The sequence below is a fragment of the Pseudonocardia sp. ICBG1293 genome, assembly GCF_020131355.1.
GTDB lineage: Bacteria > Actinomycetota > Actinomycetes > Mycobacteriales > Pseudonocardiaceae > Pseudonocardia.
The window spans coordinates 226,741-246,471 of sequence record NZ_JAHLEL010000051.1; the positions used below are offsets into that span (position 1 = coordinate 226,741).

21 protein-coding genes are annotated in these 19,731 nt (G+C 76.5%); 8 read left to right on the forward strand and 13 right to left on the reverse strand.

Features of this window, described 5'->3' with window-relative positions; translation table 11 throughout:
- Positions 1-10: 10 nt before the first annotated feature.
- Together KPF47_RS27005 and KPF47_RS27010 are read left to right on the forward strand one after the other, a co-directional pair.
- Positions 11-436: a thioesterase family protein gene (locus tag KPF47_RS27005; protein ID WP_224391632.1), complete on the forward strand. Its 426-nt coding sequence runs from the start codon at positions 11-13 to the stop codon at positions 434-436.
- A complete protein-coding gene (locus tag KPF47_RS27010) occupies positions 433-1,077 on the forward strand; it encodes a hypothetical protein (RefSeq protein WP_224391633.1) in 645 nt (214 codons plus the stop codon). Before KPF47_RS27005 ends, KPF47_RS27010 begins: the two co-directional genes overlap by 4 nt.
- A gap of 25 nt (positions 1,078-1,102) precedes the next feature.
- Here the strand turns inward: KPF47_RS27010 and KPF47_RS27015 are convergent, their stop codons facing one another.
- From KPF47_RS27015 to KPF47_RS39775, 3 genes are all read right to left on the reverse strand, one after another.
- Positions 1,103-1,243: a hypothetical protein gene (locus KPF47_RS27015; RefSeq protein WP_224391635.1), complete on the reverse strand. Its 141-nt coding sequence runs from the start codon at positions 1,241-1,243 to the stop codon at positions 1,103-1,105.
- Positions 1,240-2,982, reverse strand: a complete 1,743-nt coding sequence (locus KPF47_RS27020; protein WP_224391637.1) for a YncE family protein — start codon at positions 2,980-2,982, stop codon at positions 1,240-1,242. Before KPF47_RS27020 ends, KPF47_RS27015 begins: the two co-directional genes overlap by 4 nt.
- A gap of 1,552 nt (positions 2,983-4,534) precedes the next feature.
- Entirely contained in the window at positions 4,535-5,245 is a 711-nt protein-coding gene (locus KPF47_RS39775) for a hypothetical protein (RefSeq protein WP_305080474.1), read from the reverse strand.
- A 1-nt stretch (position 5,246) separates the two neighbouring features.
- Between KPF47_RS39775 and KPF47_RS27030 the strand changes: the two genes are divergently transcribed.
- Positions 5,247-5,717 carry a hypothetical protein gene (locus KPF47_RS27030; protein WP_224391639.1) on the forward strand — a complete coding sequence of 157 codons (471 nt, stop codon included), beginning with the start codon at positions 5,247-5,249 and terminating at the stop codon, positions 5,715-5,717.
- Positions 5,718-6,037: 320 nt separating this feature from the next.
- On the opposite strand, the gene KPF47_RS27035 is transcribed toward KPF47_RS27030, so the two are convergent.
- From KPF47_RS27035 to KPF47_RS27045, 3 genes are read right to left on the reverse strand one after another with little or no spacing between them, the layout of a single operon-like run.
- On the reverse strand, positions 6,038-6,421 hold the full coding sequence (locus tag KPF47_RS27035) for a globin (protein ID WP_224391641.1): 384 nt from the start codon (positions 6,419-6,421) through the stop codon (positions 6,038-6,040).
- Positions 6,422-6,444: 23 nt separating this feature from the next.
- Positions 6,445-7,473 carry a mechanosensitive ion channel family protein gene (locus KPF47_RS27040; protein WP_224391643.1) on the reverse strand — a complete coding sequence of 343 codons (1,029 nt, stop codon included), beginning with the start codon at positions 7,471-7,473 and terminating at the stop codon, positions 6,445-6,447.
- 50 nt (positions 7,474-7,523) lie between these two features.
- Positions 7,524-8,177 (reverse strand): pyridoxamine 5'-phosphate oxidase family protein, encoded by a 654-nt coding sequence (locus KPF47_RS27045; RefSeq protein ID WP_224391645.1) that lies wholly within the window; start codon positions 8,175-8,177, stop codon positions 7,524-7,526.
- A gap of 67 nt (positions 8,178-8,244) precedes the next feature.
- On the opposite strand from KPF47_RS27045, the gene KPF47_RS27050 reads away from it, so the two are divergent.
- Positions 8,245-9,582: a PLP-dependent aminotransferase family protein gene (locus tag KPF47_RS27050; RefSeq protein WP_224391648.1), complete on the forward strand. Its 1,338-nt coding sequence runs from the start codon at positions 8,245-8,247 to the stop codon at positions 9,580-9,582.
- 80 nt (positions 9,583-9,662) lie between these two features.
- On the forward strand, positions 9,663-10,733 hold the full coding sequence (locus KPF47_RS27055) for a D-alanine--D-alanine ligase family protein (protein WP_224391649.1): 1,071 nt from the start codon (positions 9,663-9,665) through the stop codon (positions 10,731-10,733).
- On the opposite strand, the gene KPF47_RS27060 is transcribed toward KPF47_RS27055, so the two are convergent.
- Both KPF47_RS27060 and KPF47_RS27065 read right to left on the reverse strand, forming a co-directional pair.
- On the reverse strand, positions 10,734-11,270 hold the full coding sequence (locus KPF47_RS27060; protein ID WP_224391650.1) for a DUF3515 domain-containing protein: 537 nt from the start codon (positions 11,268-11,270) through the stop codon (positions 10,734-10,736).
- A gap of 12 nt (positions 11,271-11,282) precedes the next feature.
- Complete coding sequence (locus tag KPF47_RS27065; RefSeq protein WP_020627802.1) at positions 11,283-11,519, reverse strand: Lrp/AsnC family transcriptional regulator; 237 nt, start codon at positions 11,517-11,519, stop codon at positions 11,283-11,285.
- Between the two features lie 85 nt (positions 11,520-11,604).
- Between KPF47_RS27065 and KPF47_RS27070 the strand changes: the two genes are divergently transcribed.
- A complete protein-coding gene (locus KPF47_RS27070; RefSeq protein WP_224391651.1) occupies positions 11,605-12,606 on the forward strand; it encodes a thiamine-phosphate kinase in 1,002 nt (333 codons plus the stop codon).
- Between the two features lie 52 nt (positions 12,607-12,658).
- Here KPF47_RS27070 and KPF47_RS27075 read toward each other — a convergent pair whose 3' ends face one another.
- A complete protein-coding gene (locus tag KPF47_RS27075; RefSeq protein WP_224391652.1) occupies positions 12,659-12,883 on the reverse strand; it encodes a hypothetical protein in 225 nt (74 codons plus the stop codon).
- 307 nt (positions 12,884-13,190) lie between these two features.
- On the opposite strand from KPF47_RS27075, the gene KPF47_RS27080 reads away from it, so the two are divergent.
- Positions 13,191-13,610, forward strand: coding sequence for a hypothetical protein (locus tag KPF47_RS27080; protein ID WP_224391653.1), 420 nt, complete (start codon positions 13,191-13,193; stop codon positions 13,608-13,610).
- 48 nt (positions 13,611-13,658) lie between these two features.
- Here KPF47_RS27080 and KPF47_RS27085 read toward each other — a convergent pair whose 3' ends face one another.
- The gene (locus KPF47_RS27085; protein WP_224391654.1) at positions 13,659-14,549 is read right to left on the reverse strand and encodes a TIGR03564 family F420-dependent LLM class oxidoreductase; all 891 of its coding nucleotides are present in this window, start codon (positions 14,547-14,549) and stop codon (positions 13,659-13,661) included.
- Between the two features lie 98 nt (positions 14,550-14,647).
- Here KPF47_RS27085 and KPF47_RS27090 point away from each other — a divergent pair, with 98 nt between their 5' ends.
- Entirely contained in the window at positions 14,648-15,532 is an 885-nt protein-coding gene (locus KPF47_RS27090) for a LysR family transcriptional regulator (RefSeq protein ID WP_224391655.1), read from the forward strand.
- Positions 15,533-15,544: 12 nt separating this feature from the next.
- On the opposite strand, the gene KPF47_RS27095 is transcribed toward KPF47_RS27090, so the two are convergent.
- Genes KPF47_RS27095 through KPF47_RS27105 form a run of 3 tightly spaced genes read right to left on the reverse strand, consistent with a single transcriptional unit; the run spans position 15,545 to position 19,594 of the window.
- Positions 15,545-16,933 carry a (Fe-S)-binding protein gene (locus KPF47_RS27095; protein WP_224391656.1) on the reverse strand — a complete coding sequence of 463 codons (1,389 nt, stop codon included), beginning with the start codon at positions 16,931-16,933 and terminating at the stop codon, positions 15,545-15,547.
- 7 nt (positions 16,934-16,940) lie between these two features.
- Entirely contained in the window at positions 16,941-18,083 is a 1,143-nt protein-coding gene (locus tag KPF47_RS27100; protein WP_224391657.1) for an FAD-binding oxidoreductase, read from the reverse strand.
- 56 nt (positions 18,084-18,139) lie between these two features.
- A complete protein-coding gene (locus KPF47_RS27105; protein ID WP_224391658.1) occupies positions 18,140-19,594 on the reverse strand; it encodes an FAD-linked oxidase C-terminal domain-containing protein in 1,455 nt (484 codons plus the stop codon).
- Positions 19,595-19,731: the final 137 nt, after the last annotated feature.

The following is a 19,731-nucleotide window of genomic DNA, read 5'->3' on the forward strand; positions in this document are numbered from 1 at the left end:
GGTGCCGACCGTGTCCCCGTTCGTCGCCGAGGTCCCGCTGCGCTGGACCGACCAGGACGCCTACCGGCACGTCAACCACGCCCGGATCGTCACGCTGATCGAGGAGGCCCGCGTCGCGCTGGCCTTCACCGCCGCCGGCCGGGAGGGCCTCACCGGGTTCTCCTCGGGACTGCTCGTGGCCGCGCTGCACGTGGAGTACCGGCGCCAGCTGCCGTGGCGGCCGGAGCCGCTGCGCTGCGCGATCACCGTGCGGGAGCTGCGGGCGGCGTCGTTCGTGCTCGACTACGCCCTGCACGACGGTCCGGCCGCGGGCGACCCGGTCGCGGTCACCGCGTGGACCCGGATGGCCCTCTACGACCTGGGGGCCGGACGGGTCCGCCGGCTGACCGCCGACGAGCGCGACTTCCTGGCCCGCCACCGGGGAGACGCGTCGTGACCCTGCGGCTGGCCGACGCGACCGAACGCGACGACCTGGGTGCCTTCACCGCCCGGGTCGCCCGGCTCGACCAGGGCGCCGCCGTGCGGCTCACCGCGGGGGTGGGCCGGGTCACCGCCTGGGCCCGCACGCCGTTCGACGTACTCGTGACCCGGTCCGTGGCGGGGGAGCTCGATCCGGCGGTGGCGGTCACGGCCCAGGCGTCGACGCTGCTGACGGCGCTGGCCGTCGACCGGTCCGCGGCGGTCGACCCCGGTCCGCCCGCACCGTGGCTCGACGAGCTCCCGCCCGACGACGGCTGGTCGCGGGTCGACGACGTCCCCGCCGCGGAGCTCCACGAGCTGGCCGACCGGGGCCTGGCCCTGGCCCGGGAGCACGCCGGCCCGATGGGGCCGCCGGCCTCGCTGCTCGACCAGACCGTGCTGACCGTCTCCCCGCCGGACGCGGGCCGGCCGGTGACCGTCCCGATGCGGGTGTTGTTCGCGATGTCGGGGATGGGCTTCCTCGGCTCGGCGCCGCAGGAGACCGACGGCCCGCGGGTGCGGGTGTCGGCGTCGGGGTCGTGGATGCGTCTCGACGCCCGGTTCGGGGCGGTGGTGAAACGGCGGGTGGTGTCGTTGCCGCTGTCGGTGGCCCGCTGACCCTCCTCGTACGGGAGAGGTCGGCTCAGCTCAGGTCCAGGACGCTGACCGCGCCGTCGCCGGTGACCCAGCCGGTGCGACCGTCGGGGGCGACGGCGACCGCGGTCGGGTCCGGGTCGACGTCGGTGGTGCCGGAGACCTGCCAGGTCCCGGTGTCGACGGTCACCAGACCCTGCCGGGTCGCGACGTAGAGGTGACGGCCGTCCGGGGCGAAGGCCATGCCGGTGGCACCGCCGTCGACCTGCACGGTCGCGATCTCGCGGCCGTCGGCGGGGTCCAGGACGGCCACGGTGCCCGACTCCGGCCCACCGACCGCGACCACGGTCTGCGGGACCGACGCGGGGCTGACGGCGAGGGACTCGGCACCACCACGCACCGGGAAGCTGCCGAGCACGGTGAGGCTGTCCGGATCGAGCACGGTGAGCTGGTCGGCTCCCCGCGTGGCCAGGTAGACACGGTCGCCCGCGTCGTTCGTGGCGCTCGCGTACGGGTCGCGCGACACCGGCACGGTCGGGTGACGGTGCCGACGCCCGGGTCGAGTTCCTGCACGGTGCCGTCCGCGCGGGACGGCACGTAGAGGAACCGCCCGTCGGAGGACACCGCGGCCGCGGCTGGGTCCCCGCCGACGGCGGCGGTGGACACGACCGTCCGCCCCGGTACGTCGACGACGGCGATCTGCCCGCCGTCCCGGCCGTCGGTGCTGACGTAGGCACGCGTGCCGTCCGGCGAGGTCACCACCCCCTGTGGTGCGCCCGCGAGCTCGATCTCCCCGACCACGGCGTCGGAGGCGGTGTCGAGGACCGCGAGCCGGTTCGTGTCGCGCACGGCCACCAGTGCGGTCGCGCCGTCCGGGGCGGTCGCGACGGCGAGCGGGGCGCCGCCGACGGACACGGTCGCCCGCACCGCCGGCTGCCCCAGGCTCGTCGCGGCCGCGACCGCCTCCGGACGCGGCCCCGTGCCCGGACCGGCCGAGACGGCCGGCGGGGGCTCGCTCGCGCCGGTGTCGGGCCGCCCGGGCGACAGCATCGCCCACAACGTCAGCGCGCCGAGCAGCACGATCGCCAGGGCGATCGCGAGTCCGGCGGCGGACGGGCTGCGCCTGCCGTTGCGCGGCCTGGCCGACATGATCGCCTCGCGGCGCGGTGTGACCGGGGTGTCCCCGGTCGCCGCCGCGTGCGCGGCGGCCGCCGCGGCGGCGGGCTGGACCGCGGTGCCCGGACCGGTGTCGCTGACCGTCCCGTCCCGGCCGGACGCGGCACGGGCGGCGGCCACCGAGACGGCCCCGACCGAGGCCGCCGCGGCGGCGTGGCGGCTGGTGGTCCCGGCGTCCGGCCCGTCCGGCTCCGCCGGGCCGCTCGTGCCGTCCGGGTTCCCGGGGACGGGGGTTAGGCCCTGCAGCGTCGCCGGTTCGCCGTCGGCCCCCACGGCCTGCAGGACCACGGTGGTCTCGGTGCCGGCCGGGGCGTCCGGCGCCGGGACCTGTGGGCTGTCCGGCCGGGGTGCGGGCCGTCCGGGCGGCCCGCCGGGCCCCCGGAACCGGGCGCCGGGGTCACGGGGATCCGGGCGGGGCCCGCCCGCCACGGGGAACGCGCCGGTGGCGGGTGGGCCGGACCCGTTCGACGGTGCGGCCCACCGCCGGGGCGCCCGCCCGCACCGGTCCGCCGGGGCGGTCCGTCGGGTGGCGCGCCGGGTGCCGGGTCCGCCGGGCGGGAACGCGCCGGTGCCCGGTCCGCCGGGCCGATCGGCCGGACGGGGGGCGGAGGCGGGGAACGTCCCGGTCCGGCCCGGACCGGCGAACGCCCCGGAGTGCCGGGGGGCGGTCCTCGTCCGGGGCCCCGGACGACCGGTGCTGCGCGGCCCGGCCGTCGCGGACGTCGCGTCGAGCGACGGCGTCGCGTCGCCCACTGCCGGGACGGTCGCCCGTCCCGGACCGAGCCGTCCCAGGGCGAGGTGTCCCGGGCTCCCGGGGAACCCGGCCGCGCGGCGGGGACCGGGGACCGGCTCCTCGGCGGCGGATCCCGGGCCGGCGCCGGGGACCGACGTCCCCGGACTCCGTGCCGTCCTGCTCACGCGTGACGGGAGAGCCGGCCGAGGTACCGGGATCGGAGCCGCGGACCTCGTCGGCGCGGCCCGGGAGCCGCCCGAAGCCGCTGCTGCCCGGGTCGCCGCCGGTTGGTCGCGAACAGGTCGTTGCCCGACAGTCCGGCCATCGCGGGACCGGACGGCGACCCACCCATCGCGGGCCGGGGTGCCGGACGCCGGTCCGGGCCCGAGGGGGCGGCGGGCCTGCGGCCGGGCATCGTCGGGCGGTTCCCCGACGGTGGGGTCGCGGGCCGCGACGGCGGCTGTCCGGTCCGGTCGTCGGAGGTGTCCGCACGCGGGTGGTAGTGCCCGATCAGCGCGCCGGGCGGGAGGATGTCGGTCTCGGGGCCGTCGGCGCCGGAACGCGCCGGGCGCGGCGGCCACCGCTTGGTCGTGCGCTGCTCCGCGGGTGTCCGGGGCGTCGGTGCCGGGCGTCCGTGCCCCCGGCGTCCGTGGTGTCCCTGGTGTCCCTGGTGTCCCGGCCCGCCGACGGGGCGCCGTCCGGCTCCGGTGCGGCACCGGCGTCGTCGGCGGGGCGTCCGTCGTCGGTGGGACGGGCGGTTGTCGTGGGACGGGCGGTGTCGCCCGAGCGGTCGTGGGGTCGGCGCGATCGGCGGGACGACGGTGGGCGCGGGTGCGGTCACCGGGGCACCGTCCGGGCCGGGGCCCGCGTCGGTGCGACGACCGCCCTCCGCCGGCGTGGCGGCGGGGTCCGGCCGGCCCCGCATCGGGGACGGGCCGGGCCGCCGGGGCGGCGGCGTCGGCCGGGTCGGACCGGGGCGCCGGCGGGTCGTCCTGCGCGGGGCCCGGCCGGGGCGGCGCCGGGACGGGGCCCGCCGCGGGCGGTGTCATCCCGTCCGGTGTCGAGCCCTCCGGCGTCGTTCCGCCCGGGGTGTCCGGCGCGAACGACGGGGGGAGCGAACCGGTCCGCCGGGGTGTGCGGGGGGTCGAGACCGTCGTCGGCGGGCTCGCGGGCAGCGGCCCGACGCCGAGCGGGTCGTCCCCGAGGTCACCGAGGTCGGCGTAGTCGCCCGGATCGGACGGCGGCTCGTCGTCGGCGGGTGCGGCGGCGGGCCGCGGTCCCGGGGTCGGACGGGCGCCGGGCGCGGGGCCCCGTTCCCGGGACACCAGTTCGGTGAACCCGGTCGGGGTGGGGTCGGATCGCGCCGGGCGCCGTCGTCCTCGGACGGAGCCCCCGGTTCCGGGGCGTCGTCCCCCGAACCCGACCGCATGACCAGGTCGACCAGGGAGCCGGGGACCACGGGTACGCGGCCGGTCCGGATCGCCTCGCCGAGCCCGTCCGGGTCCGGTTCCGGCGGGCCGTCGGCACGCCGGGGGGAGCGGTCGTCGGGGCCCGGGTGACCGGGCGCCGACGTCATGCGTTCTGCGGCGGTCGGGTGCACATAACGATTCGATTATCGCGAGCGTCGCCCCGGGCCCGGACCCGGGTCGCCCCCCGGCCGGTCCGGGTCGTCCCACCTGCGACGTCCGTCCTGGTCCGGGCCTGGTCACGGCCCGTTCCGAGATCACCGAACGGGAGGACCCGATCGAGGTGAGCGAGATCGGCGGGATGCGGCCGACGGTGGTGCCGTCCGGGTCCTCCTCGGCCGGGCGACGCCCGGGACCGAGGACCAGCGAGCGGTGACGGGCGCCTCCACGTCGTCGGCGGGACCGTCGTCGGAGGAGCGGGAGCCGGCGGGCTCCACCGACGGCCGGCCGCCCAGCTCCGACACCGAGGCCAGGGCGTCCTCGTCCGGGGACGGCCGGGTCGACGAGACCGGCGGGTCGACGGGCGCGGGCCGAACAGGGCGTCGTCGAGGGCGGCCGAGACCGGCTCGCGGTCCAGCTCCTCGGCGAGGCTGCGCTGCACCCGGGTCAGCTCGCCCCGTACCTCGTCGCGCAGTGCGGCGAGCCGCTCGACGTCGCGCACGACGGTCGACCGGCGCTCCCCGGCCCCCTGCTCGGCGTCGCGCAGCAGCGCGTCGGCCTCGGCGCGGGCCGCGGACAGCGTCTGCTCGGCGTCGGCGCGGGCGTCGGCGAGGATCCGCTCGCGCTCGGTGTGGACGCCGGAGAGCCGGTCGGACACGGTGCGCTCCCGCTCGGCGAAGGTCGCGCTCGCGGCGCTCGGCGTCGTGCTCGCGCTCGTCGAGGGTGCTGCTGCGCGAGGTGAACTCGCGGTCCAGGGTGGTGGCGCGGCCGAGCAGCGCCTCCTCGGTGCGGGCGCGGCGGTCCTCGGCCTCGCGGCGGGCCCGCTCGACGATCTCGGCCGCCTCGTCGCCGGCGCGTTCGCGCAGCTCCGCGGCCTCCTGCTCGGCGGCCTGCAGGACCCGCTCGACCCGGCGTCCGAACCCGGCGTCGTCGGCACGACGCTCGTCGCCGGCCCGGGGGGCGGGGTCGCCCTCGAGCTGTTCCTGCAACCGCCGGATCTGGGCGCGGGCCGCGGACAGGGACTGCTCGGCGGCGTCGGCGCGGCGGATCTCGTCGTGGATGCGGTGGTCGAGCTCGGCCAGCCGGGTGTCGACCTCACCGCGGTCGTAGCCGCGCAGCACACACGGTGAACCAGGAGCCGTCCTCGCCGTCGTGACGGTCGCGGTCGGAGTGGACCCCGGTGTCGCCACCGCGGTGCGTGTGCCGCGACGACCCGTTGACCGGCTCGTGCCGGTGCGGACCGGACGGCGACGGAGAGACGCTCACGATGAACCCCCAAGACGGGTGACGTCGAGCCGCCCGACGTGCCGGGGCGGCGACCGTCCAACGAGACGGACGCATTCGGTCACGTTCAGCGGTAGATCGACCCGGAAAGCGTCCGAACGCCACTCGAATGGCCGCCAGACGGACGGAGCAACCGTAACTCTCCGTGGTAGTAGCCCTACCCGGGTCAGAACTCGGAGTTCTGCATGCTCACCGCGGCGTACTGCAGGTAGTTCCACAGCTGCTCGCGGTGCTCCGGGGAGAGGCCCTCCTCGTCGACGGCGATCCGCATGCAGCGCAGCCAGGCGTCGCGCTCGATGGGGCCGATCTTGAACGGCACGTGTCGCATCCGCAGCCGGGGGTGACCGCGCTGGTCGGAGTAGGTGCGTGGGCCGCCCCAGTACTGCTCCAGGAACAGCCGCAGGCGGTCCTCGGCCGGCCCGAGGTCCTCCTCGGGGTACAGCGGCCGCAACACCTCGTCCCGGGCGACCTCCTCGTAGAACCGGTGGACGATCCGGTGGAAGACCGGGGCGCCACCCACCTCGGCGTAGAAGTTCTGCGGTGCACTCACGTCGACCAGTCTCCCAGGAACCGTCAGTTCTGCTTCTGCGCCTGCCCGTCGCGGGCGGGACCGGGGAAGACCATCGGACGGGGGATGCCGTGGTCGTCGAACGCGTCGGTGATCGCGCCGTTGAGCGCACGCTGCACCGCCCACTGTCTGCCCGGGCTGACCCGCACGGTGATCCGCAGGGTGACGCCCTCCGGGCCGATCTTGTCGACGCCGAGCACCTCGGGGGCCTCCAGCACGTCCCCGGCGATGTCGTCCTGCGCGGCGCGTCCGGTCGCGGTGCTCCCGGCCAGCTCCGTGGCCTCCTCGACGTCGGCGTGGTGGGCGATCGGGAGGTCGACCACGGCGACCGCGTAGCCCTGGCTCATGTTGCCCACGCGCAGGATCTCACCGTTGCGGACGTACCAGACGGTGCCCTTGATGTCGCGGATCGTGGTGATCCGCAGGCCGACCGCCTCGACGGTGCCGACGGCCTCCCCGACGTCGACGACGTCGCCGACCCCGTACTGGTCCTCCAGCAGCATGAACATGCCGGACAGGAAGTCGCGCACCAGGTTCTGCGCACCGAAGCCGATGGCCAGCCCGATCACCCCGGCGCCGGCGAGCAGCGGGCCGAGCGGGTAGCCGAGCTCGTTCATCACCATCATCACCGCGACGAGCAGCACCACCGCGGAGACGATCGAGCGCAGTACCGAGCCGATCGTGCGCGCCCGCTGCGCCCGCCGCTGGGTGCCCGGGTCGGCGGCCGGCGCGACCGGCCCGCCGCCCGGGCGCAACCGCCGGGCCCGGCCCACCAGCGCGGTGAACCGGCCGTTGGTCGCGCCGTCGACCATCCGCCCGATCGCACGGTGCGCCAGCCAGCGGAACAGCACCGCGACCACGACGATGACGGTGATCGCGACCGTCCTGCCGACGAGGGCGTCCGCGTGCTGGGCCAGGAAGTCGTTGCTGGTCCAGCGGTAGAGCGTCGCGCACCACGAGCCGGCGTCCTGCACGCAGTCCGGCATCAGCGTCGCGTCCTGCAGGGGCAGGCCGGGCAGCACACGGGGGGTCACGAGTCCTCCTCGGGGGCGGTGAGGGCTGCGTCGGAGCCCCCGAGGCTACGTCACCCTCCGGTGTGACAGCCGTCGCGCACGTGGTCCGGAACGGGCCGGTCCCCCTGCAGGTCAGGGGTGGTTTCCGGGGGCCCGGCCACGGTTCGCAGCGGCACCACGCCCGCCCAGGCGAGCCCGGCGGCGATGTCGGCGTCGTCGTCCGACGGCGGCCCGGTGCGGCTCTTCACGCTGGCCTCGGTCAGGTCCAGGGCGAACACCGCGGTGGCGGCCAGCTCCCGGCGGTCCGGGCGGCGGGCGTGGTCCCACGCCCCCGGGGTGAGGTGCTCGACGATCACCCGCAGCGCGTGCCGGCGCCGTTCGTCGCCGGTCACCCGGCGGGCCTCGCCGTGGATCACGGCGCTGCGGTAGTTCATCGAGAAGTGCATGAGCGCGCGGGCGTGCACGATGCCGTCGAGGTGGGTCACGGTCACGCAGCAGGGCAGCGTGTCCCCGGCCAGGTACCGCGCACCGGACGAGCCGTGCAGGTAGAGCGTGTCGCCGTCGCGCCCGTAGGCGGTCGGGAGCACGACGGGCGCGCCGTCGCGGACGACGCCGAGATGGGCGACGAGGCCCTCGTCGAGCACCGCGTGCAGCGCGGACCGGTCCACGGCCGCCCGGTCGCGCTTGCGGCCGAGCGTGCTGCGGGGGGTGGGGGAGAGTGTCACCGCCCGAGGATGACGGGCGCAGTGGCATCCTGGAACGGCCAATTCCCGTCGTGAACGGAATGCCACCGTGCAGGAGCTCCCGATCGACCTCGACCGCGCCGGGGGTACCCCGCTGGCGGTCCAGCTCGCCGACGCCCTGCGGGCCGCCGCCGCCGGCGGGGCGCTGCGACCCGGGGACCGGCTGCCCTCGACCCGCGGCCTCGCCGCGACGCTGCGGGTGAGCCGGACGGTCACCGCCGCCGCCTACGACCAGCTGCTCGCCGAGGGCTGGGTCACCGGCCGGGTCGGGGCGGGCACCTTCGTGACCGCGGTCCCCGGTCCCGCCCCCGCCGACCCGCCGGTGCCCGCAGGCCCCCCGCCGCAGGCCGTGCCGTCGGTGCTGGACCCGGGGCGTCCGTGCGTGGCCGCGCTGGACCGTGCGATGTGGCGCCGCGCCTGGCGGGCCGCCGCCGACACCCACCCGGACGACCGGCCGCGGGCCGACGGGCTGAGCTCCTTCCACGAGGCCGTCACCGGGCACCTGCTGCGCCACCGCGGCCTCATCCCGCCGCCGGGGACCGTGCTGACCACCGCCGGGACCTCCGCCGCCGTCGCCGAGCTGGCCCGGCTGCTGCCCGCGGGAGCGACCGTCGCCGTCGAGGACCCCGGCTACCCGCGGGCGGTCAGCGCGCTGCGGGCGGCGGGGCTGCGGGTCGTCGGTGTGCCCGTCGACGACGACGGTCTGGTCGTCGACGCCGTCCCGCGCGGCTGCGCGGCGGTCTACAGCACACCCGCACACCAGTTCCCGACCGCGGTGCGGCTCTCCGCGGCCCGCCGGGTCGCCCTGGTCGAGCGCGCCCGGGCCGAGGACTTCCTGGTCATCGAGGACGACTACGACGGCGAGCTGCGCTACGACGTCGCCCCGCTGCCCCTGCTGGCCGCGCTCGCACCCGGCCACGTCGTGCACCTGGGCCCGGCAAGCAAGATCCTCAGCCCGACGCTCGGGGTCGGCTGGGCGGTCGCGCCACCCGCCGTCGTCGACGCGTGGCGGGACCTGCGCGCCCGGACGGGCACCCGGCCGTCGCCCGCGGGGCAGCTGGTCCTCACCGCACTGGCCGCGCACGGCGACCTCTCCCGGCACCTGCGGCGGCTGCGTCGCGAGCTGCGGGAACGCCGGACCCTGGTCCTGGCCGCGGCACGCGGTGCGGGCTGGGCCGTGCAGGGGGACCCGGCCGGGGCGCACCTGGTGCTGCACCCGCCCGCGGGCGAGCGGGCCGCCGTCGCCGCGGCGGCCGGGCGCGGGGTCGCCGTGCGCGGGCTGGCCGACTACCACCGGGGCGGTCCCCGCACGTCCGGCCTGGTCGTCGGGTACGCCGCCGGGACACGGGCCGACCTGACCGCCGCGCTGGCGGCGCTGGTGGGGTGAGCCGCCCGGGCCCCGCCCCGGCGGACCGGCGGACGCCCGGCTGCGTGACCCCGCGGAGCCGCCGCCTACCCTCGGGCCCCATGAGTGCCGACCGGGTGAAGGTCGCCGTCGTCTTCGGCGGCCGCAGTTCCGAGCACGCGATCTCCTGCGTGTCCGCCGGCAGCGTGCTGACCCACCTCGACCCGCAGCGGTTCGAGGTGGTCCCGGTCGGGATCACCCCGGACGGCGCCTGGGTGGTCGGCCCGTCCGACCCCGCGGAGCTCGCGATCTCCGGTCGCGAGCTGCCCGAGGTCGACGGCACCGCCGAGTCGCTGGCGCTGCCCGGTGAGCCGGGTCGCGGCCTGGTGCGCCTGGACGCGCGGGAGGCGTTGACCGCGGTCGACGTCGTCTTCCCGATCCTGCACGGCGCGTTCGGCGAGGACGGCACGATCCAGGGCCTGCTCGAGATGGCGGGGCTGCCCTACGTCGGCGCGGGCGTGCTGGCCTCCGCGGTCGGCATGGACAAGGAGTTCGCCAAGAAGCTGCTGCGGGCCGAGGGCCTGGACGTCGCCGACGGCGTCGTGCTCCGCCCCGGGACCGACATCGGGTTCGCCGACCGCGACCGGCTCGGGCTGCCGCTGTTCGTCAAGCCCGCCCGCGCCGGGTCCTCGATGGGCGTCACCCGGGTCACCGACCCGGCCGCACTCGACGCGGCCGTCGCCGAGGCCCGTCGGCACGACCCCAAGGTGCTCGTCGAGGCGGCCGTGCCCGGCCGCGAGATCGAGTGCGCGGTGCTGGAGTTCCCCGACGGCAGCGTCCGGGCCAGCCTGCCCGCCGAGCTGCGCTACTCGAGCGAGTTCTACGACTTCGAGTCCAAGTACCTCGACACCTCCGAGCTGCAGATCCCGGCCAAGCTGGACGACGAGATCACCGAGTCGCTGCGCTGGAAGGCGATCACCGCGTTCCGCGCGCTGGACGTGCAGGGCCTGGCCCGGGTCGACTTCTTCGTCACCGACGACGGCGACATCACCGTCAACGAGGTCAACACGATGCCCGGCTTCACCCCGAGCTCGGCGTTCCCGAAGATGTGGGCGGTCACCGGGCTCGACTACCCCGAGCTGCTCAGCACCATGATCGACACCGCACTGGCCCGGGGGACGGGGCTGCGCTAGCTACCGGACCCGCACCGGCTGCGGGGGCAGGGTGGCGACGACCGCGTCGGACACGGCCTGGAGCGGGCCGGGGCCGGTCTCCGCGGCGGCGGACAGCTCGAGGTACACCCCCCGGTCGACGACGGCGTACGTGGTCGCGAGCGCGCCCTGCGGGGTCGCCAGCGGCAGCCAGCTCACCCCGTTGACGACGATCAGCGGTGAGGTGGGCCCCAGCTCGGCCGGGCGTTCGGTGCCGCAGCGCAGCACCACCGGCTCCGGCTCGGCGACCCAGGCCCGCGTCCCGGGGACCGGTGGGTCGACCTCGCGCGGTGCGAGGTCGCCGGTGTCACCGGGCATCGGTGTCGGGAGCGCGCGCAGCACCGCGTCGCACGACGCCGACGTCGCCTGCGGGGCGGCCTGCGCGGGCAGCTCCAGGGGGCCGGTGTCCGGCCCCGTCGTGAGGCGGGCCCAGACCGCGAGCCCGGCCACCACGAGGGCGAGCAGCAGGGGCAGCGCGATCGCCACCACGACCGGTGGTGACACGCGTGCCCCTGCCACGTTCCGCCCGTCTCAGCTCAGCTTGACCACGGGGCAGGTGAGCGTCCGGGTGATCCCGTTGACGTTCTGCACCCGCGCCACGACCAGCCGGCCGAGCTCGTCGACATCGTCCGCCTCGGCGCGCACGATCACGTCGTACGGGCCGGTGACGTCCTCGGCCGAGACGACGCCCGGCAGACCCCCGATCTCGGAGGCGACGGAGGCGGCCTTGCCGACCTCGGTCTGGACGAGGATGTATGCCTGCACCACGGCGTGCCCCTTTCCGGTACGTGCCGCCCTGCCGGATGGTTGGCGGCAGGAATGTCGGACGCAGAACCTACCGGAGGCAGCCCCCGTGACCCCATCCGCGAGCACGCCCGAGGGCGGTTCCGAGACCGGTGTCTCACTCCGGGAGGTCGGTGAGTTCGCCCTGATCGACCGGGTCACCACGGACCGTGTCCAGCCGGCTACGACCGAGCTCGGTCCCGGGGACGACTCGGCCGTCGTCACCGCGGCCGACGGACGGGTCGTCGCCTGCACCGACGTGCTCGTCGAGGGCGTGCACTTCCGGCTCGACTGGTCGAGCCCCGAGCAGGTCGGACGCAAGGCCGCGGCGGCGAACCTGGCCGACATCGCCGCGATGGGGGCGGTGCCGACCTCGCTGCTGGTGGGGCTGGCCGGCCCCTCGTCGACGCCGGCGGCCCAGCTCGAGCAGCTCGCCGACGGGCTGTGGGCCGAGGCCCGCTCGACCGGCGCCGGGCTCGTCGGCGGCGACCTGACCTCGGCGCCGGTGATCGTCGTCTCGGTGACGGCGCTGGGGGACCTGCAGGGCAGGGCGCCGGTGCTGCGCTCGGGGGCCCGGGCGGGGGACCGGATCGCGGTCTGCGGACGGCTGGGCTGGTCGGCGGCGGGGCTGGCCGTGCTCGGACGCGGGTTCCGCTCCCCGGCCGCCCTGGTCGACGCCCACCGGGTGCCGGAACCGCCCTACTCCGCCGGCCCGCGGGCCGCCGACGCCGGTGCCACGTCCATGATCGACGTCTCGGACGGGCTGCTGGCCGACCTGGCGCACGTCGCACGGGCCTCCGGGGTGGCGCTGCGGCTGCGGTCGCGGGCGTTCACGGTGGCCCCGCGGATGGCGGAGATCGCGTCCGCACTGGGGCTGGACCCGCTGCGCTGGGTCCTGACCGGCGGCGAGGACCACGCGCTGGTGGCGACCTTCCCCGGTGCGGCGCCCCTGCCCGAGGGCTGGACCGAGGTCGGGACGGTCGAGGCCCCCGACCCGGAGGGCCCCGGGGTGACCGTCGACGGCCGCACCTACGACGGCGACGCCGGCTGGGTGCACTTCGCGCGCTACTAGGACGGCGCGCGGTCGGTCGGGCCGGGCCGGTCGGGCCGGGCGGGCCCGGGGGTCAGGCGCTGCGACGCCAGAACAGCAGCACCCTGCGCAGCCGGCTGCGCAGGGTCGGGTGGCCGGGCACCGAGCGCTGCGGGGCCGGGAACTGCCGGAACTCGGCAGGCGGCGGGGTCAGGTGGGCGGCGGGGAGGGTCGGCGGGTCCATCGCGACCAGCGTCTGCGGGAAGTGGCGGGGGTCGGGCGACGGGCTGGTCTCGGGGTGCACGGTCGTCTCCTCCACGGCCGGTCCATCGCTCAGGGTGGTCGGATCGTTACCGATCGCCTGCATCTCCGGCCTCCTCACGGTCTCACTGGCGGGGCGCATCGCCTGTTCCCGTACCCGCCGGGGCCGGGTCCACCCGCGCGAGTCGCATCCGGGACGGCCACGACGGGGACCCGGACGGGGAGCGCGGGGCGGCGGTGCCTGCGTGCCCACGATACCGACGTGACGTCGTGCGACGGCGTGTGCGGTGACTCACCCGGCGGGCCGTCGGGGGCCCGTCCGCTCGCTACGGTGAGTGCGTCACCGGTGGAGACGAGTGGACGGGGTGCGTGTGTCGGGGCTGGCGGCGGTGGTCGCGTGGACCGCGCTGGCGGGAGGGATCGCCGCCGGTGTGCTGCTCGTGCTCGCCCACCGGCGGCTGGAGCGCCTGGAGCGGGAGCACACCGCCCGCAAGTGGGACATCGTCGCGCTGCGTGCCGAGCTGCGGGCGCTGCACCGGCATCCGGACGGGCCGGCGGACCCCCGGTCCGGTCCGGCCGTGTCCGACCTCGACGTGACCGCCCCCGAGCCCGTCGCGCCCGAGCCCGTCGTCCCGGCGCTCTCCGACCCGGCGCCCACCGGTCCCGTGGGCGGGGGTACGGCCCCGACCCCCGGGACGGCCGACCGCGCCCGGACGGCCGGCGCGACGGCATGGCGCCGGGCGCACCGCCGGCCGACGGGGCGCACCCGGCGACGCCCGTCCTGAACGGCGCCCTGCTGCTCGGCACCCCCGCCCGGACGGGGCCGGCCGTCGTCAGGCGGCGGCCCGGGTGGAGGACAGCTCGGCCGCCACGTCGAGCGCCGACCGGCCCTCGGGGTTCAGGTCGACCACGACGAGGTCGGTCGCACCCGCCTCGCCGTACCGGGCGAGGACCCGCGCCAGGTGCTCCTCCGAGCCGGCCACCACGGTCTCCTCGGGCCCGCGGAGCCCCCCGCGGTCCAGCAGTGCCCGGTAGCTGGGCAGCGTCCCGACGGGGGCGAAGTCCCGCGCGACCGACTCCAGCACCCGGTCGGGGTCGGCGGTCACGCCCACCACCACGGTGACCACGACCCGGGCGGTGTCCGGCAGCGCGGGCCGCAGGTGGTCGCGCACGAGCTCGGGCCGCACCCAGGTCACGACGGTGCCGTCGGTCAGCTCCCCGGCGATCTCCAGCATCCGGGGGCCGAGGGCCGACAGCAGCACCCGCGGCGCCGGCACCGGTCGCGGCAACGAGAGCTGCGTGTCGACCTCGAGGAACCGGCCCCGGTGGGTCACCCGCTCCCCGCGCAGCAGCGGGACCAGCACCTCCAGGTACTCCCGGGTCCGGGCGGCGGGCGCGTCGAACGGCAGCCCCAGCTCACCGGAGAGGTAGGGGGCGTGGCCCGGGCCCACCCCGAGCGTCAGCCGGCCGTCGAGGGCCGCCTGCGTGGTCAGCGCCTGGGTGGCGAGCGCGACGGGATGCCGGGGACCGGTCAGGGTGACCGCGGTGCCGAGCTCGGCGGGGCCGGTGCCCGGCTCCGCCGCGGCGAGCAGGGTCAACGGGTCCCAGCTGCCGGGCATCTGGTTCGTCCAGACCGCGTCGAGGCCCCGGCGGCCCGCGTCGAGCACGGTGTCCCGGACGGCGGCGGGGCCGTCGGCGGCGAGGTTCAGGGTTCCGATCCGCATGGTCACCAGTGCAGCCGCGCCGGGCCCGGGGAACCAGGCCGGAACAACCCGCACAGCGATCGGCGTTCGTTATCGACAGAGGTCGGGGAGGGCACGGGATGGAACTGCGCGGGTTGCGGTACTTCGTGACGGTGGCCGAGGAGCTGCACTTCGGCCGCGCGGCCGAGCGGTTGCACATCGTGCAGCCCGCGGTGAGCCAGCAGGTGGCCCGGCTCGAACGCGAACTCGGGACCCGGCTGCTGGACCGGTCCTCGCGCCACGTCCGGCTCACCCCCGCCGGGCACCGGGTGCTCGCCGCCGCGCGGGAGGCCCTGGCGGCGGCGGAGCGGGTGCACGCCGCGGTGGACGCGCCGGCGACCCGGGTCCGCATCGGCACGGCTCCCGGGCTGACCGGCCGTCTGGAGCTGGGGCTGCGCCGGTTGCAGGAGTGCTCCCCGGACCTGGAGATCCAGCTGTTCGACCTGCCCGTGCCGGAACGCCTGGCGGCGGTGGGCGACGGACGCCTCGATCTCGCGGTGGCCCGCGGCGAACCGGTGGGCCCCGGCCTGGTCGTGCACCGGGCGTGGGACGAGCAGCTGAGTGCGGTGGTGTCCGACCGGAACCCGCTGGCCCGCCGGTCCTCGGTACGGCTGTCGACGCTCGCCGGGTCCGGGCCGTTCCGCCCGCCGTGCCGCGACACCGACCCGCCCTGGCACGCCGCCCTCGCCGGCATCGTCGCCCCGGCCGGCGCCCGGGTGGGGCGGCCGGTCGGGGTGGGGGAGGCCGTCGTCGCGGAGATGGGGGCCGACCGGACCGGATGGACGCTGCTGCCCGCGGGGTGGGCCGCGGCGTCCGGGGCGTCGCGGGTGCGCGAGATCCCGCTCGACCCACCGGTGACGGTCACCGGGTCGGTGGTCGCGCCCTCGTCGACGACCGCGGCCTGTCTCGCCGCGGTCGTCGACGCGTTCCGCGACGCCGACCTCACCGGCCTGGCGTCGGCCTGACCGGCGACCGGCTCAGCGCCGGGGCACCGCCGCCCCGCGGATGCTCGCGTCGAGCAGCTGGACCGGGTGCAGCAGCGGGACGTCGGCGAAGGTCTCGTTCGGCAGGTACTTCCCGATCTGCAGCAGACAGCCCGGGTTCGCGGTGACCACGACGTCGGGCTTCGCCTCCCGGATCTTCTCCGCCTTGCGCACACCCAGGTCGGCCGCGGCGTCCGGCTTGACCATGTTGTAGATGCCCGCCGAGCCGCAGCACAGCGAGGCCTCGGCGATGTCGACGAGCTCCAGCTCGGGGATGGTCCGCAGGACATCCCGGGGCTGGCTGCGCACCCCCTGGGCGTGCCCGAGGTGGCACGCGTCGTGGTAGGCGACCCGGCCGGAGACCGGGGTGCGCGGGGCGCGGGGGCCGCCGTCGTCGTCCCGGGAGTACAGGTCGGCGAGGACCTCGTGGACGTCGCGGCCGCGCGCCGAGAAGCGCTTCGCGCGCTCGGCCCAGTCCGGGTCGTCGGCGAGCAGGTGGCCGTAGTCCTTCATCGACGAGCCGCAGCCCGCGACGTTGGTGACGACCGCGTCGACGTCCAGGGTCTCGAACCGGGCGATGGTGCGCCGGGCCCGGTCCAGCGCGGACTCCTCCCGCCCGGCGTGCACCTCCAGGGCTCCGCAGCACTGCTGGTCGCGGGGGACGAGCACGTCGCAGCCCTCGGCGGCGAGCACCCGCACGGTGGCCTCGTTGACCCGGTGGAAGAACACGTCCTGCACGCAGCCGGTGAGCAGCGCGACCCGGGCCCGGCGGACGCCGACGGCGGGGGTGTGCACCGGAAGCCGCGCGAACGCCTCGCGCACCGACACCGGGGGCAGCAGCGACTCCATCGCCGCGAGCTGGCCGGGCAGCTTCTCGGCGAGTCTCCGGATCGCCGGGACCCGGCGCAGCTGCTGGTAGAGCGCGCCGGGCAGGGCGGCGGCGCGCAGTCGTCGCTTGTAGGGGAACAGCGAGAAGATCGCGTCGCGGAACAGCTTGTCCGACGCGGTGCGCGGCACGTTGCGCTCGATCTGCGGGCGCACCGACTCCAGCAGCTTGTCGTACTGCACCCCGGACGGGCAGGCGGTCACGCACGCCATGCAGCCCAGGCAGTTGTCGATGTGCTCGGTGAACGGCCCGTCGAGGGTGATGTCGCCCTTCTCGGCCAGGTCCATCAGCAGGATCCGGCCGCGCGGGGAGTCCATCTCCTCGCCCCACAGCACGTAGGTGGGACAGGTGGGCAGACAGAAGCCGCAGTGGACGCAGTCGTCGAGCAGCTCGCGCTGCGGCGGGTGCACGTCGTCGAACGCGCTCGGCCCCTGCTGGGGGATCTTGGTCTCGGCCGCGCCGGTCGGGGTGCCTGCGGGCTCGTGGGTGCTCGTCATGCCTGCCTCACATCCAGGGGGCGAAGCGACCGGCGGCGAACCGGGCCTCGGGGTCGAGCTGGTTCTTGATCGCCTTCAGCAGGGCCAGCGCGGACGGCGCGGGGCCCCACGCCGGGGCGTCGAGGGCCTCGGCGCGGTCGCGCAGCACGCTCGTGCCGCCGATCGCGGCGACGGCGTCGTGCACCTCCGCGACGGCCGCACCCGGCACGGTGACGGTCGCGACGCCGGTCGCGAGCCCGGCCGTCACGGCGGTGGCGGGCAGCTGCTCCACCAGCGGCGCCAGCCGGGTCGGGGCGCACCCGATCCGGACGACGGCGCCGTCGAGCGCGGGGCCGTCGGCGTCGTCCCGGGCGTGCGGGCCGTCGGCCAGCGCCGCGTGGTCGTCCCAGGCCTCGGGGCCCGCCTCGTGGGCGTCGGCGCCGAGCAGCTCGCGCAGCCGTTCCACCCGTGCGGGCAGGGTCGAGGTCCCGCCCTCGAGGCGCACCAGCAGGCGCCCCGGGTCGCCGGAGACCCACTCGACCGCGATCGGCTCCAGCGGGCTCGCCATGAGCTCCAGCACCCGTGCCGCGGCCTCGCCCACCGGTCCGTCGACCTGCACGCAGGCGACCGCCTTCGGGACCGGGTGCAGCCGCAGGACGACCTCGACCAGCGGGCCGAAGGCGCCGTAGGAGCCGTGCGCCAGCTTGGCCATGTCGTAGCCGGCGACGTTCTTGATGACGTGTCCACCCGAGCGGACCATGGTGCCGTCGGCGAGTACCGAGGTGGTGCCGATGACGAGGTCCCGCAGACCGCCCCAGACCAGGGCGGACGGGCCGGCGTCGGCGGTGGCCAGCAGTCCGCCGACGGTGGCGCCGCGGGCGACCCGGGCCGCGTCGAACGCCAGACGCTGGCCGTGCTCGGCCAGCTGTTCCTGCAGCGCACGGACCGGGGTCCCGGCGTGCACCGAGACGGTCATGTCCCCGGGGTTGTGGTGGATCACCCCGGACAGGGCGGAGAGGTCGAGCGTCGCCGTGACGTCGTCCGCGCGCCCGGCCCAGCCGGACGCGGTGCCGGCGCCGGTGACCGCGAGGCGGCCGGGGGTGTCCAGGACGGCGTCCCGGACCTCCTTCGCCGAGGTGGGGCGCAGCGTGGTGGGAGCAGCGCGTGTCATGTCGTCGGGCCCTTCCGGGTCTCGTACGGGTCGGTCGGACAGGTCGGCCGGACGGGTCACAGCCGTTCGATCAGGCCCGCCTCCTCCAGCGGGTGCGGGCGGTAGCGCCCCGGCTTCTCGCCGCACAGCCGCGGGGTGGGCAGGAGCTTGCCGGGGTTGCAGATGTGGTCGGGGTCGAACCCGTCGCGGACGCGACGCATGACGGCCAGGTCGTCCTCGCCGAACATCCGGGGCATCGAGCAGGCCTTGTCGGTGCCGATGCCGTGCTCGCCCGACAGCGAGCCGCCCATCTCGACGCACAGCTCCGCGATCCGCGCCGACAGGTGCTCGGCGTGCTCGGTCTGGCCCTCCGCGGCGGAGAACAGGACCAGCGGGTGCAGGTTGCCGTCGCCCGCGTGGAACACGTTCGCGACGCGCAGCCCGGCCTCGGCGCCCATCTCGTCGATCCGTTCGAGGACCTCGGCGAGCCGGGTCCGGGGGACCACGCCGTCCTGGACGATGTAGTCCGGCGAGATCCGGCCGACCGCGGCGAACGCGGCCTTGCGGCCGCGCCAGATGTTCGCCCGCTCCTCCGGCGATCCCGCGATGTGCAGCCGGGTGCAGCCGTGCCGGTCGCAGATCTCCTTGACCAGCGCGAACTGCTCCTCGCACTCCTCGACGGTGCCGTCGAGCTCGACGACGAGTGCGGCCGGGGTGTCGAGGGAGTAGCCCGCGCCGGTGGCGCCCTCGGCGGCCTCGATGGCCAGTGCGTCCATCATCTCGACCGCGGCGGGCACGATCCCGGCCGCGACGATGTCGGAGACGACCCGGCCGCCCGCCGACACCGACGGGAAGTCCGCCAGCAGCGTGCGCATGACCTCGGGGGTGCGCAGCAGCCGCACGGTCACCTTCGTGACGATCCCGAGGGTGCCCTCCGACCCGAGGAACACCCCGCGCAGGTCGGGCCCGGGCTGCTCCATCGAGTCCGACCCGAGGGTGACGACCTCGCCGTCGGGGAGCACGACCTCCATCGACAGCACGTGGTTGGTGGTGAACCCGTACTTGAGGCAGTGCGCGCCGCCGGAGTTCTCCGCGACGTTGCCGCCGATCGTGCACACCTGCTGGCTGGAGGGGTCCGGGGCGTAGTAGAGCCCGTGCGGCGACGCGGCCGCGGTGATCTCGAGGTTCGTGACGCCGGGTTCCAGCACCGCACGCCGGTTCTCCGGGTCGACCTCGAGCACCCGGTTGAGCCGGTTCAGCCCGATGACGACGCCCTCGGCCACCGGCAGCGCGCCGCCGGACAGGCCGGTGCCGGCGCCGCGTGCGACGAACGGGATCCGGTGCCGGGCGCAGATCCGGACGCAGCCCGCGACGTCCTCGGCGGTGCGGGGCAGCAGGACCAGCTCGGGGACGACCCGGCTGCCGGTCAGGCCGTCGCACTCGTAGGTGCGGGTGCGGACCGGGTCGTCGAGCACGTCCGCGGCGCCCAGGAGGGCGACGAACTCGTCGTGGATCGAGCGGGCCAGAGGCATCGCTGCACTCCCTTGCTGCGCGTGGCGGGGCTCACGGGAGGGTACGTCGACACGGTGACGCCACGCCTGTTCGACGTCACGGGCAGGGCTCGTGTCACTTCCGTGATGCGGAAAAGATAATCCACTGGTAGAAATAC